General features: G+C 69.1%; 14 protein-coding genes and 1 riboswitch. Of the genes, 12 read left to right on the top strand and 2 right to left on the bottom strand.

The features are described from left to right. Positions 1–129: 129 nt before the first annotated feature. From PMES_RS06920 to PMES_RS06970, 11 genes are all read left to right on the top strand, one after another. Positions 130–636: an OmpA family protein gene (locus PMES_RS06920; RefSeq protein WP_159964893.1), complete on the top strand. Its 507-nt coding sequence runs from the start codon at positions 130–132 to the stop codon at positions 634–636. 12 nt (positions 637–648) lie between these two features. Continuing rightward, a complete protein-coding gene (locus tag PMES_RS06925; RefSeq protein ID WP_159964836.1) occupies positions 649–942 on the top strand; it encodes a hypothetical protein in 294 nt (97 codons plus the stop codon). 165 nt (positions 943–1107) lie between these two features. Further along, positions 1108–2133: a PhoH family protein gene (locus PMES_RS06930; protein WP_236549725.1), complete on the top strand. Its 1026-nt coding sequence runs from the start codon at positions 1108–1110 to the stop codon at positions 2131–2133. A gap of 18 nt (positions 2134–2151) precedes the next feature. After that, positions 2152–2670 carry an rRNA maturation RNase YbeY gene (gene ybeY / locus PMES_RS06935; RefSeq protein WP_159964838.1) on the top strand — a complete coding sequence of 173 codons (519 nt, stop codon included), beginning with the start codon at positions 2152–2154 and terminating at the stop codon, positions 2668–2670. 27 nt (positions 2671–2697) lie between these two features. Further along, a complete protein-coding gene (locus PMES_RS06940) occupies positions 2698–3618 on the top strand; it encodes a transporter associated domain-containing protein (RefSeq protein WP_159964840.1) in 921 nt (306 codons plus the stop codon). Continuing rightward, positions 3611–5227, top strand: a complete 1617-nt coding sequence (gene lnt, locus PMES_RS06945; RefSeq protein WP_159964842.1) for an apolipoprotein N-acyltransferase — start codon at positions 3611–3613, stop codon at positions 5225–5227. The genes PMES_RS06940 and lnt overlap by 8 nt, the downstream gene beginning before the upstream one ends. Before the next feature lie 35 nt (positions 5228–5262). Continuing rightward, positions 5263–5310, top strand: a riboswitch (SAM-SAH riboswitch). A 6-nt stretch (positions 5311–5316) separates the two neighbouring features. Then, positions 5317–6498: a methionine adenosyltransferase gene (metK, locus tag PMES_RS06950; RefSeq protein ID WP_159964843.1), complete on the top strand. Its 1182-nt coding sequence runs from the start codon at positions 5317–5319 to the stop codon at positions 6496–6498. A 154-nt stretch (positions 6499–6652) separates the two neighbouring features. Next, on the top strand, positions 6653–7369 hold the full coding sequence (gene trmB, locus PMES_RS06955; protein ID WP_159964844.1) for a tRNA (guanine(46)-N(7))-methyltransferase TrmB: 717 nt from the start codon (positions 6653–6655) through the stop codon (positions 7367–7369). 123 nt (positions 7370–7492) lie between these two features. Then, positions 7493–8857: a 3-phosphoshikimate 1-carboxyvinyltransferase gene (gene aroA / locus PMES_RS06960; RefSeq protein ID WP_159964846.1), complete on the top strand. Its 1365-nt coding sequence runs from the start codon at positions 7493–7495 to the stop codon at positions 8855–8857. Then, entirely contained in the window at positions 8854–9264 is a 411-nt protein-coding gene (locus PMES_RS06965) for a GFA family protein (protein ID WP_159964848.1), read from the top strand. Before aroA ends, PMES_RS06965 begins: the two co-directional genes overlap by 4 nt. Beyond that, the gene (locus PMES_RS06970) at positions 9261–9893 is read left to right on the top strand and encodes a (d)CMP kinase (RefSeq protein WP_159964850.1); all 633 of its coding nucleotides are present in this window, start codon (positions 9261–9263) and stop codon (positions 9891–9893) included. The genes PMES_RS06965 and PMES_RS06970 overlap by 4 nt, the downstream gene beginning before the upstream one ends. A gap of 13 nt (positions 9894–9906) precedes the next feature. Here the strand turns inward: PMES_RS06970 and PMES_RS06975 are convergent, their stop codons facing one another. Beyond that, positions 9907–10176: a DksA/TraR family C4-type zinc finger protein gene (locus PMES_RS06975; protein WP_159964851.1), complete on the bottom strand. Its 270-nt coding sequence runs from the start codon at positions 10174–10176 to the stop codon at positions 9907–9909. Positions 10177–10400: 224 nt separating this feature from the next. Here PMES_RS06975 and PMES_RS06980 point away from each other — a divergent pair, with 224 nt between their 5' ends. Next, on the top strand, positions 10401–11690 hold the full coding sequence (locus PMES_RS06980; RefSeq protein ID WP_159964852.1) for a PQQ-dependent sugar dehydrogenase: 1290 nt from the start codon (positions 10401–10403) through the stop codon (positions 11688–11690). Between the two features lie 7 nt (positions 11691–11697). Here the strand turns inward: PMES_RS06980 and PMES_RS06985 are convergent, their stop codons facing one another. Then, entirely contained in the window at positions 11698–13422 is a 1725-nt protein-coding gene (locus tag PMES_RS06985; protein WP_159964854.1) for an AfsR/SARP family transcriptional regulator, read from the bottom strand. Positions 13423–13459: the final 37 nt, after the last annotated feature.

The raw sequence follows: 13459 nt of genomic DNA on the forward strand, positions 1-13459 counted from the left end.
GGGGTTAATGTTCTGGCAGTTCCGGCTCGACCGGGGCGATCTGGCATCGTGCCAGCCAGCAAGGAGAACGAACCGGTGTCCACCCTCAACCGCTTCCGGGCCCTCGGGGCCGCGCTCGCCGGACTTGCCATGGTCGCCATGCCGCTGATCGGCACGGCCCAGGCCCAGGAGCAGGAGCGGGTCGAATACGCGCCTTCGATCTGGGTCGATCCGGACGGGTGCGAGCATTGGGTGATGGATGACGGCTGGGAGGGATACATGACCCCGCATGTCACCCGCCAGGGCATTCCCGTCTGCCGGCGCGGCAACACCTGCGCCGTGATGAACAGCGACCAGCTCTTTGCCACCGACAGCTACCGCATCAGCGCCGCGGGCCGTGGCAAGCTCGCGCAGTTCTTCTCGCAGGCAGGGGCCACGAGCTACATCATCGCCGGCCATACCGACAGCCGCGCATCGGACGCCTACAACATCCGGCTGTCGCTGAACCGGGCCAATTCGGTGGCCGCGGTGGCCAAGGGGGTTGGCGCGCGGATCGCCGATGTTCGCGGCTATGGTGAGCGTCTGCCCAAGGCCAGCAACAGCACCGCCGCCGGGATGCAGGCAAATCGCCGCGTCGAAATCATCTGCATCCGCTGAGAGGGCACAGGCATGTTCCGCAAACTTCCCCTTCTCCTCGCCATCGGCGCCGCAACCCTCGCGGCGTGTGAAAAGCGCGATCTAGGCGTCGACCGCTTCGTCGATGTCAAGGATCTCAGCGCGCTCAAGGCGGGCATCTGGATCGACCCGACAGGCTGCGATCACTGGATCATCGATGACGGCATCGAGGGATACCTGTCGCAGCGCCTCGATCGCTACGGCAAGCCGGTCTGCTCCGGGGCCGCGCCGCCCAAGACGGTGATCGGTCCCTACAACAAGGGCACGCCCATTCCCGATCCCGTCTGAGCGGCGTGACGGGCAGCGAAGCTGCGCCGGGGCAGGGGACGAAAATGCGCCCATCGGTCCGCGCGGGTCTTGCGGATCGCCCGGCGAGACGCCACCATAAGAGGAACGGGCCGGATGCCCGGCCCTCTTCACCCGATCCCCGGACCCCTCAGAACGGAGCGTTATTTGGCCAACGGCGCGCTGCCCCCCGCTGAACTTGCCGACAAGGATGCCGCCAGTGGCACCGAAAGCTTTGTTGAATTCTCCGACAACCGCCTGCTGATCGATCTGTGCGGCGAATATGACCGGAACCTCGCGCAGATCGAGCAGCAGCTCGAAGTGCAGATCGTGCGCCGTGGCAACCGCCTCACGGTGATGGGTGAGCGCCTCGCGCGCACCCGTGCGATCGAGGTGCTGGGACAGCTCTATGCGCGGCTCGAGGACGGGCGCGACGTCGAGCCCGGCATCATCGACGGCGAGATCCGCATGGGCGGCAGCGGCCCGCTTCCCGCCGCGCTCGGCGCCGCGGCCGAGCAGATGGAGCTTTTCCAGGGCGGCAAGGTCGAGATCAAGACCCGCAAGAAGCTGATCGAGCCGCGCACCGAGGCGCAGAAGGCCTATGTCCGCTCGCTCTTCGAGAACGAGCTCGCCTTCGGCATCGGTCCCGCCGGCACGGGCAAGACCTACCTCGCGGTTGCGGCCGGCGTGTCGATGTTTATCTCGGGAGAGGTGGACCGCATCGTGCTGAGCCGTCCGGCGGTCGAGGCAGGCGAAAAGCTCGGCTACCTTCCCGGCGACATGAAGGAGAAGGTCGATCCCTACATGCAGCCCCTCTACGACGCGCTGAACGATTTCCTGCCCGGAAAGCAGGCCGCCAAGCTGATGGAGGAGAAGCGTATCGAGATCGCGCCGCTGGCCTTCATGCGCGGGCGGACCCTGTCGAACGCCTTCGTGGTGCTCGACGAGGCGCAGAACGCCACGGCGATGCAAATGAAGATGTTCCTCACCCGGCTGGGCGAGGGCAGCCGGATGGTGATCACCGGCGACCGCACCCAGGTCGACCTGCCGCGCGGGCAGACGAGCGGGCTTGCCGATGCGGAGCGCCTTCTGTCGAACATCCCCTCGATCTCCTTCAACTATTTCACTTCCGCCGACGTGGTCCGGCATCCGCTCGTGGCCAAGATCATCGAGGCCTACGAGCGCGATGTCTGATCGCGCGGGGCGGCCGCTGTGACCGTCGATTGCGCGATCGAGGATCCGCGCTGGGAGGAGCTGGGGCTGGAGACGTTGGCCGAGCGGTTCTGCGGCGCTGCCCTGAGCGGGGCGGGGCTCGACCCGGCGGCGTGGGAGATCTCGCTTCTGGGCTGCGATGATGCACGCATTGCGGCGCTCAACGCCGATTTCCGCGGCAAGCCCGCGCCCACGAACGTGCTGAGCTGGCCATCCGAGGAGCGCGGGGCAAGCATGGATGGCGCCCGTCCCGAGCCTCCGCGCGAAGGTTTCGATGCCGAGCTTGGCGACATCGCCATCGCCTATGACACCTGCGCCGCCGAGGCCGCGCATGGCGGAATCCCGCTGCGCGAGCATGCCGCGCATCTGCTGGTGCATGGAAGCTTGCACCTTCTGGGCTATGATCATATCCGAGATGCCGATGCCGCGCTGATGGAGCGGCTGGAGACGGAAATCCTCGCGCGGCACGGGATCGCCGATCCCTACGCGGCGCGCGTTGCGGGCGACTTGATGGGCTGACCCGAGCCAGAAAGCTGGAAAGGACGGATGGAAGACGCAGACGAGGCAGCCTCGAGACCCGCGCAAGGCGCGGCCAGGGGCGCGGAAAGCGATGCGGAGGCCGGCGAAGCGGGTCCTGCGGAGCGTGGTTTCTTCGGTCGCATCTTCGATGCGTTCAATGCGGATGGCACCGTCGAGGGCGAGGAGGACGAGGAGGACGGCGCGCAGGGTGGCGCGGCCCGGCAATCGCCCGGTCTTCTCAACCTGCGGCGGATGCGCGTCGAGGACGTGGCGATCCCCGCGGTCGAGATCGTCTCCATACCGTCGGACATCACCAAGGACGGCCTCGTGGCGGTTTTCCGCGAAAGCGGGCTGACACGTCTTCCGGTCTACAAGGGCACGCTCGATCAGCCCGTCGGGATGATCCACCTCAAGGATTTCGCCCTGCAATACGGCTTCAACGGCGATGGCAACGGTGAATTCGATGCCAGCGCGATGCTGCGGCCGCTGATCTACGCCCCGCCCTCCATGCCGATCGGCGTCCTGCTGCAGAAGATGCAGAGCGACCGGATGCACATGGCGCTGGTGATCGACGAATACGGGGGCGTGGACGGCCTGGTGACGATCGAGGACCTGATCGAGCAGGTGATCGGCCAGATCGAGGACGAGCACGACACCGAGGAGGACCAGCTCTGGACGCTGGAGAAACCCGGCGTCTACCTCGCCTTCGCCAAGACCCCCCTCGAGGAGTTCGAGGAGGAGATCGGGATGCGCCTGGTCGATGACGACGAGGACGAGGAGATCGACACGCTCGGCGGCGTCGTGGTGCTCCTCACCGGGCGGGTGCCGGCGCGCGGCGAGGTCGTGCCGCATCCCGAGGGCCTGCAATTCGAGATCGTCGATGCCGATCCGCGGCGCATCAAGCGCCTTCGCGTGCGCCTTGCGGAGCCGGAAGAGGCGCATGGCTGATCATCTCGCCGGCGGCTCGTCACGCTGGCGACGAACGCTTGGCGCCGCGTTCGGGGGCGCCCGCCGTCCGCTCTGGCTGAGCTTCGGCGGCGGTGCGCTGATCGGGCTGGGGCAGGTGCCGTTCTCGCTTCTGCCCTTCGCGCTGGCCGGGCTGGCGCTTGTCCTTGCCTCAACGGGGGCCGCGCCGGGTCCGGGCCGGGCCTTCCTTCGCGGCTGGCTCGCGGGCACGGGCTATTTCGCGGTCTCGCTGCACTGGATCGTGGAGCCCTTCCTTGTCGACGTGGCGCGCCATGGCTGGATGGCGCCTTTCGCCCTGCTGTTCAGCGCGGTGGGCTTTGCGCTTTTCTGGGGGTTGGCCGCGTGGGGCGCGGCGCGGCTCGTGCCCCGGCCGGGAACGGCCCGCGTGATCGCGCTCGCGGCGCTCTGGGCCGCGGCCGAATGGCTGCGCAGCACGGTGCTGACCGGATTTTCCTGGGGGCTGGTCGGCTATATCTGGACCGAGAGCCCCGCCGCGCAGATCGCGGCATGGACCGGGTCCTACGGGCTGACCCTCGTGACGATCCTGCTGGGTGTGCCCATCGCCCTTGCCGCGCGGCGCGGCGCTCTTGGCGGGGCCGCGGTGCTCGCGGTTGCCTGGCTTCTGCCGATCGCCCTGGGGTGGTTGATCACGCCCCCGCCGCAAGCGGCCGGGCCGGACGCGCCGCTTCTGCGTCTCGTGCAACCCAACGCGCCGCAGGCGGAGAAATGGGACCCGGCCAAGATCGATCTCTTTTTCACCCGGCAACTGGAATACACAGCGGCCCCCGGCGCGCCGGACCTGACGATCTGGCCGGAGACCGCGATCCCCTGGCTGCTCGAGGAGAATCATCCGGCCCTGCGCCGTATCGCCGCCGCGGCGCAGGGGCGGCCCGTCATCATCGGCGCGAACCGGGTGGAGGGGGCGCGCGCCTACAACGCCCTCGCCGTGATCGGCCCCGAGGGGCGGATCGACGCACTCTACGACAAGCATCACCTGGTGCCGTTCGGCGAATACATGCCCCTTGGCGGTCTGACGCGGCTCGTGGGGCTTCGCAGTTTCGCAGCACGCGACGGCTACGGCTTCTCGCCGGGGCCGGGTCCGGGGCAGCTCGATCTCGCGGCTCTGCCGCCGGGCGGTGCGGTGCGGGATCTGGGCCGCGCCGTGCCGCTGATCTGCTACGAGGCGATCTTTCCGCGCAACGTGCTCGGGGCGCCCGGCCGCGCGGACTGGATGGTGCAGATCACCAATGATGCCTGGTTCGGAACCTTCTCGGGTCCCTATCAGCACCTGGCGCAGGCGCGGATGCGGGCCATCGAGACGGGATTGCCGATGGTGCGCGTTGCCAATACCGGGATCTCGGCGGTGATCGACGCCGCGGGGCGGGTGCTTGGCATGATCGAGCTGAACGCGGCGGGGTATCTCGACCAGCGCCTGCCGCCGCCATTGCCCCCGACGCTCTATGCGCGGAGCGGTGACTGGCCGGCACTCGGCGCGATGCTGCTTCTGGCGCTCGGCGCGGCCCGGGCGGGCCGAAGGGGCCGCGCATGGCTGCGGCGGCGGCAACGCGGCAGACATGCAGAAACCGATTGAACCTTGCCCCGCGCCCCTGTAGGCGAGCAATCTTGAACTCCTCACAACGGCTTCCTGGCGTGAGGGGCATCCCCAATGGAGCACTTCTCATGAGCCGCAAGACCTATATCTTCACCTCGGAATCGGTGTCCGAGGGGCACCCCGACAAGGTGTGTGACCGGATCTCGGACGCGGTCCTCGACACCTTTCTCTCCGAAGAGCCCGAGGCGCGGGTCGCCTGCGAGACCTTCGCGACCACCAACAGGGTGGTCATCGGTGGCGAGGTCGGGCTTTCGGACAAGAGCAAGCTCGATGACTATCTCGGCCGGGTGGAGCGGATCGCACGCGATTGCATCAAGGATATCGGCTACGAGCAGGATGCCTTCCACCATGCGACCTGCGAGGTGACGAACCTGCTGCATGCGCAATCGGCGCATATCGCCCAAGGGGTCGATGCATCCGGTGACAAGGAGGAGGGCGCGGGCGATCAGGGGATCATGTTCGGCTATGCCTGCCGCGAGACGCCCGAACTGATGCCGGCGCCGATCCATTACGCGCACCGCATCCTCAAGCGGCTCGCCGAGGCGCGCAAGTCCGGCGCCGAGCCGAGCCTGCGTCCGGATGCCAAATCGCAGCTCTCGCTGCGCTACGAGAACGGAATGCCCGTCGGCGTCAGTCAGATCGTCCTGAGCACGCAGCATGCCGATGAAAGCCAGAGCAGCGCCGACATCCGCGAGATCGTCGAGCCCTATATCAGGGACGTGCTGCCGGATGGGTGGCTCGATGCGCAGACCGAATGGTGGGTGAACCCCACGGGCGTCTTCGTGATCGGCGGCCCAGACGGCGATGCCGGCCTGACGGGCCGCAAGATCATCGTCGATACCTATGGCGGCGCGGCGCCGCATGGGGGCGGGGCGTTCTCGGGGAAGGATCCGACCAAGGTCGATCGCTCGGCCGCCTACGCGGCGCGCTACCTTGCCAAGAACGTCGTGGCGGCGGGGCTGGCCGAACGCTGCACGCTGCAGCTGAGCTATGCGATCGGGGTGTCGCGGCCGCTGTCGATCTATGTCGACACGCATGGCACGGGGGAGGTGCCCTCGGAGCGCATCGAGGAGGCCGTGGCCCGGGTGATGGACCTGACGCCGCGCGGCATCCGCGAGCATCTGGGCCTGAACCGTCCCATCTACGAGCGCACGGCGGCCTATGGCCATTTCGGCCGGGCTCCGGAGGAGGATGGCGGTTTCTCGTGGGAACGCGTCGACCTGACGGATGCGTTGAAAGCGGCCATCTGAGGCGGGACCGGATGCGGCGCGTCCCCGGCGGCATCGAGAATGCGGGGGCGCTGCCCCCGCGCCCCCGAGGTGTTTGCACGAAGCTGAAGGACAGCCGCCGCCCGGCACCCGGCTCAGAACGGCGCGGGGCGGCAGCGCGAAAAGGAATGCGGTCATGAGCGAGACGCAGGACGGCGCGCCCTGGCGCAACTTCTACGGCCGGCGCAAGGGCAAGACCCTGCGCGACAGCCAGAAGGAATATCTCGAGGAGGACCTGGCGGCTTTGTCGCCCGGCCCTGTCGAGTGGGACGAGAATCCCGAGCGCCATCCGATCGATCCGGGGGCGCTTTTCGCGGGGCGTCCCGTCTGGCTGGAGATCGGGTTCGGGGGGGGCGAACACCTCGTGCACCAAGCGGTCACGAACCCGCAGGTCGGGATCATCGGTGCCGAGCCCTATATCAACGGCGTGGCGATGCTGCTCGGGAAGATCCGCAAGGCGGGGGCGGACAACCTCGCCATCCATCCCGGCGATGCGCGCGATCTCTTCGACGTCCTGCCCGATGCCTCGATCGCGCGGGCCTTTCTCCTCTATCCCGATCCCTGGCCGAAGGCGCGTCATCACCGCCGGCGTTTCGTCACCCGCGAGCATCTCTTTCCGCTGGCCCGGGTGATGGCGCCGGGGGCGGTGTTCCGGATCGCCACGGACATTCCCGATTACGTTCGCCAGGCGCTCGAGGAGGTGCCGCAGGCCGGCTTCACGCGGGTCCGGGACGGGGCGGATGATCTGCATCGCCCCTGGGAGGACTGGATCGAAACCCGCTACGAGAGCAAGGCGCTCCGCGAGGGGCGGCAGCCGCATTACCTCACCTTCGAGCGCCGCGATCCGCCTTGAGGCGGACGCCGGGCCCCAGGGGGCCTGTGGCGGCGGGCCGTGAGGCCGGCCGAAACCGGCTTGCACGCAGGCCGGGCAGGTGTAGTCTCCGGCTTCGAAATCCTGCTGGTGGAAGGGGACGCGATGTCCGGTCATGGTGAAGCTGTTCCGATGCGGTCCTCGGCCGCCGGCCCGCTGAAGGGCGAGGCGCGCGTTCCGGGCGACAAGTCGATCAGCCACAGGGCGCTCATCCTCGGGGCCATGGCGGTGGGCGAGACGCGGATCACCGGGTTGCTCGAGGGCGGCGACGTTCTTGATACGGGACGCGCGATGAGCGCGCTCGGCGCGACGCTCGAACATCACGGGCCCGGCGCATGGTCCGTGCATGGCGTGGGCGTTGGCGGCTTTCGCGAGCCCGAGGGCGTGATCGATTGCGGCAATTCGGGAACCGGGGTGCGTCTTTTGATGGGGGCGGTCGCGACGCATGACATGCGCGTGACCTTCACCGGCGATGCATCATTGAGCGGGCGGCCGATGGGGCGCGTCACCGATCCCCTGTCGGGCTTCGGCACCCGTGCGGAGGGACGCGAGGGGGGGCGGCTTCCGATGACCGTGATCGGCGCGGCGGAGCCGGTTCCGGTGCGCTATGTCACGCCGGTGCCCTCGGCGCAGGTCAAGTCGGCGATCCTTCTGGCGGGGTTGAACGCGCCCGGCGAGACAGTCGTGATCGAGCGCGAGCCGACACGCGACCACACCGAGCGGATGCTGGCGGGGTTCGGCGCGTCGATCCGCACCGAGCATGGCGAGGAGGGGCACGTCATCACCTTGACGGGCCGTCCCGAGCTCAGGCCGCAGGACATCGCCGTGCCGCGCGATCCGTCGAGCGCCGCCTTCCCGGTCTGCGCCGCCCTTATCGTGCCGGGATCGGACGTGCTGGTGCCCGGGATCGGTCTCAATCCGACGCGCAACGGACTTTTCGAGACGCTGCGCGAGATGGGGGCCGATCTGAGCTACGAGAACCCGCGCGAGGAGGGCGGCGAGCCGGTCGCCGATCTGCGCGCCCGCTATTCGCCGGATATGAAGGGCATCGACGTGCCGCCGTCGCGCGCGGCGAGCATGATCGACGAATACCCGATCCTGTCGGTGGTGGCGGCGAACGCGGCGGGGCGCACCGAGATGCGCGGCGTCAAGGAACTCCGGGTCAAGGAGAGCGACCGGATCGACGCGATGGCACGCGGGTTGCGTGCCTGCGGGGTGGCGGTCGAGGAGGGCGAGGATTGGTGGGCAATCGAGGGATGCGGCGCCGGGGGCGTGGCCGGCGGCGCATCCTGCGAGACGCGGCTCGATCACCGCATCGCGATGTCCTTCCTGTGCCTTGGCATGGCGGCGCGCGCGCCGGTCGGGATCGACGATGCGGGCCCCATCGCGACGTCCTTCCCGATCTTCCAGGAGCTGATGACCGGGCTTGGTGCCCGGTTCGACAAGATGACCGAAGGAGCAACAGCATGAACGAGCTCAATCCCATTGGCGGCTGCCTGTGCAACGAGGTCAGCTACCGCGTGCGCGGCGCGCTGAGCCCGGCCCTCGCATGCCATTGCGGGCAATGCCGCAGCTGGGGCGGCCATCACCTCGTTGCCGCCTCCGCCGATCCGGCCTCCGTCGAGATCGAGGGCGAGGTGCGCTGGTATGCCTCGAGCTCGGACGTGCGCCGCGGTTTCTGCCCCGAATGCGGCAGCAGCCTGTTCTGGCAGCGGGGGGGCGGGCCCCTGCACATCATGGTCGGCACGCTCGATGCGCCGAGCGGCACGCAGCTCGCGGGCCATGTCTTCGTCAAGGACAAGGGCGACTATTACGAGATCGACGACAATCTGCCCAAATCCGACGATGACGAGATCGACCTGGGCGACCGGGCATGAGCATAACGGTCGCGATCGACGGGCCGGCGGCGAGCGGCAAGGGCACATTGGCGCGCAAGGTCGCGACACATTTCGGGCTCGCCTATCTCGATACGGGGCTACTCTACCGCGCGGCCGGGATGAAGATGCTGGACGGGCTCGCGCCCATCGAGGCGGCGCGAAAGCTGAGCGCGGCCGATCTCGAACGCCCTGACCTGCGCAGCGCCGAGGCAGGCCGCGCCGCGAGCCGGGTGGCCGCCGATGGCGATGTCCGGGCCGCGCTGCTCGATTTCCAGCGCGCTTTCGCCCATCGCGCGGGCGGCGCCGTTCTCGACGGGCGCGATATCGGGACGGTGATCTGTCCCGGCGCCGAGGTGAAGATCTACGTCACCGCGTCGGAGGGGGTGCGGGCGCGCCGTCGCCATGCCGAGCTGACGGCGGGCGGGGCGCAGATCGCGCTCGAGGATGTGCAAAGGGACCTGGCGGAGCGCGACGCGCGCGACCGTGGCCGCGCCTCGGCGCCGCTGCGGCCGGCCGAGGACGCGGTCCAGCTCGACACGACCGAGCTGAGCATCGAGGACGCGGTCGCCAGGGCCGTGGCCCTCGTGGCCGCGCATCTCGACAAGACGCCGGGCACCGGCGGGCGCTAGCGGCCTCGGGGCGTCATTTCAGCTGGCTGTCCTTCGAGCCGCGACGGTTGATCCCGCCGCGTTGGGCGCCGCGCCCGTCGCGCTCGCTCTGGCAGGCGATGCAGAGCTTGACCCCCGCCATGGCCCGGCGCCGCGCCTCCGGGATCGGCTCGTCGCATTCGGCGCAATGGCTCAGGCTTTCCCCGACGGGACCGCGCCGCGCGCGCAGACGCGTCAGCTCGTCGTTGAGGGACGCCTCGATCTGCTCCCCGACCGCCCCGTCGCGTGACCATCCTCCCGCCATGGCGGATCCTCCCCTTGTCGCGCCGCGCCTGACCCGTGGCGCGCGCTTTCCAGTGATAAAGATAGACGTCCGCGCTTTCATGCCAAGGGCGTGGCGGGTTCGCATACCCCGAAGGCTCCGCGGCCCGGCCGCCTGCGCGCCCCCGGACGGGCGCCCCTTGCGGCGGGCGATCCCTCCGCTAGTCTGCGCGCAATGCAGGCGGCGGTGCGACAGGAGATGACGGCATGGAATTCATGGCACGGGCAACGGCCCTTGTAGGCGCGGCGATGGTCTTGGCACGGCGCGCGGCCGCCCCCCGCGACCAGGCGGTCGGCGGCGCGCCGCAGATCCCGCAGGCCCGTGCGCAGGGGATCATGACGCTCAAGATGCCCACCGCTCAGGGCTGGGCGCCCGGGCAAGTTCCCAAGGCGGCAGCCGGCCTCAAGGTCAACGCCTTCGCGACCGATCTTCTGCATCCGCGCTGGATCGAGGTGCTGCCCAATGGCGATGTCCTCGTGGCCGAAGCGCTGCAGCAGGCCGGCCCGCCCAAGAGCCTGATGGATCGCGCGGTGCAGGCGACGATGCGGCGCGCCCGCGCGATCGGCAAGAGCGCCAACCGGATCACGCTCTGGCGCGACGCGGATGGCGACGGCGTGGCGGAGACGCGCAAGGTTTTCGTGGAGGACCAGCGGCAGCCCTTCGGCATGGCCCTCGTGAACGGCACATTCTATGTGGGCAATACCGACGGGATCGTGGCCTTCGATTGTGCCGAAGGGGCCGACCGGCTCGAGGGGCCGGGCCGCAAGCTGGTCGATTTCAAGCCCGGCGGCCATTGGACGCGCAGCCTCATCGCCTCGCCGGACGGACGCTACCTCTATGCCGGTGTCGGATCGCTGAGCAATATCGGCGACGAGGGAATGGAGGCCGAGGAGGGGCGCGCGGCGATCTGGCGGCTCGATCTTCAGACAGGGGAGGCGGGCATCTTCGCCTCCGGTCTGCGCAACCCGGTCGGCACCGCCTGGGAGCCGCAGACGGGCGCGCTCTGGACCGTGGTCAACGAGCGCGACGGGCTCGGCGACGAGACCCCGCCCGACTACCTCACCCATGTCGAGGAGGGCGGCTTCTACGGCTGGCCCTATTGCTACTGGGGGCAGATCGTCGATGACCGGGTGCCCCAGGATCCGCAGCTTGTCGCCCGCGCGATCACGCCCGATTACGCGCTTGGCGGGCACACCGCATCGCTGGGGCTGTGCTGGATGCCGGAGGGCACGCTGCCGGGTTTCGGCGCCGGCATGGTCATCGGTCAGCACGGCTCGTGGAACCGCTCGACGCTCAGCGGCTACAAGCTGATCTTCGTGCCTTTCGAGGGGGGCAAGCCCTCCGGCCCGCCACGCGACATCCTGTGGGGCTTCCTGTCGGAGGACGAGAAGGTGTCCTATGGCCGCCCCGTCGGGGTGGCGGTCGGAGCCGATGGACGCTCGCTCCTGATGGCCGATGACGTGGGCGACGTGATCTGGCGCGTCACCGCCGCCTGAGCCCGGCTCAGCCGATGGCGTCGATCAGCGGCAGCTTCTGCATCGTGACCACCGGGTAGGAAGGATCGCGCAGCAGGGACGGGGTGAAGTCGGGCTCCTCCCGGCGCAGCGCGGCGATCGCCATGGCCGCGCCGCCCTCGTCGCCCGAATGCAGGGCCAGTGCGACCTCGTAGCGGCGGGTCGATACGAAATCGGGCTTGATGCGCAGGGCCATTCCGGCATGCTGCCTCGCCGTGCCATAGGCCCCGATTGCGGCCGCCGACATGCAGGCGAAATGCTCGAAGAAGTAGCGGTGGGGTGCGGCCCGCGCGATCGAGACCGCCCGCACCGCCGCGGCATAGCCTTCTTGCGAATGCGTGGGGGCGAGGGCGTTCGACAGGAAAGCCCAGCAGAAGGGGTTCGAGGGATCGGTCTCGACGCTGCTGCGTGCGAGCCGCTCCGGCAGCGCACCGTGCAGCCCGTCGATATATTCGAGCTGCGAGGCGACGGCCTGCACCAGGGAATTGGCCGGGCTGTGACGCAGGGCCTGATGCAGAAGGCGGTTGGCGGTGATCCGATCATGCAGGAAGTCCGTGCTTCGGTGCTGAAAGGACGCGAGGTTGCGCAATAGGGCCCGCAGGGCAAGATACTGACCGCACGGCTCCAGCTCGAAGCCCCGGCTCAGAAGGCGATCGGCATGGCGCATCTCCTCGCGGTCGAGCCTGAAGAATGCAGTGACGGCACGGTGCGACAGCACGGCGGCAATCTCCTGCGCCGTGGCCCCGGCGGCCGCGCCGAAGCCCCCCAGAAGCTCTTCGATGATTCGCCGCGCCAGAATGTCGAGAGGCGGCGCGGCGCGGTCATGGCCGTCCTCCGGCGCGAGCAGCGTCTGCCCCGACCAGACCATCTTGTGCCCCCGCAGCTCCTCGATATCGGCGCGCAGGCAGATCTCGGAATTGTCGAGGATCGCCCGCAGGTTCAGCGTCAGTATCCCGGCCGCCCCGCCGCGCCCGGCGACATCGTCCAGCGACCCGCCAGAGACGATATCGATCGCGCCATGCTCGCGCAGCGCCGTCAGCACGACCTCGCGCAGCGTCCACAGGGCCGCGATCGAATGCGGATCGCTTCCCGCCCGTTCCGTGACGAGAAGCAGGGGGCGGGGCAGGGGCGCGCGTGTCGCGGGAACCCGCGCGACATGGGACCGTGATGGAGAGGCACCGGGGCGTGCACGCCCGGGCGCGATGGCCCAAGGGGGCGCGTCCCGGCCATGCGGCGCGGGCTCCGGGCGTTCCATCAGCCCCCTTCGGTCCGGTCGCTCTGCCGTTTCGGCCGGCATCGCGGCGATACGTGCGCGGATGTCGCGTATCGTGTCCTCGAATACGGGATCGGGAATGTCGATATCCTCGAAGGCCTCGCGATCCTGCAGGCCGGTCGAGCGGCCCGGTGGCGGCTCCAGCCTGAGGCTGAGCAGGCGAGGATCGAGCGCGACGCTCTCGCGGTCCGCGCGCAGGGCTGCGCGGGCCGGGCCGAGCTCGCGCCTGATATCGCTGAGCGCCTGGCGCAGGCTGGCCGCCGCCTGCCGCGGCGCGCGGTCGCTCCAGAGCCGCGATTGCAGCCACGCGCGCGTGCGGCTGTGGCCCGGTGCGGTGGCAAGCAGAACGATCAGGCCCCGCGCCTTCATGCCTCTGGGCGCGCGCCCTTGCCCGTCTCGATCGAGAAGTTCGAAATTGCCAATACCATAGAGGGTCAACATGCCGTCACCCCGCCGATGAAATGCTTGTGGGACTTAT

Source organism: Profundibacterium mesophilum KAUST100406-0324 (assembly GCF_009835145.1).
Taxonomy (GTDB): domain Bacteria; phylum Pseudomonadota; class Alphaproteobacteria; order Rhodobacterales; family Rhodobacteraceae; genus Profundibacterium; species Profundibacterium mesophilum.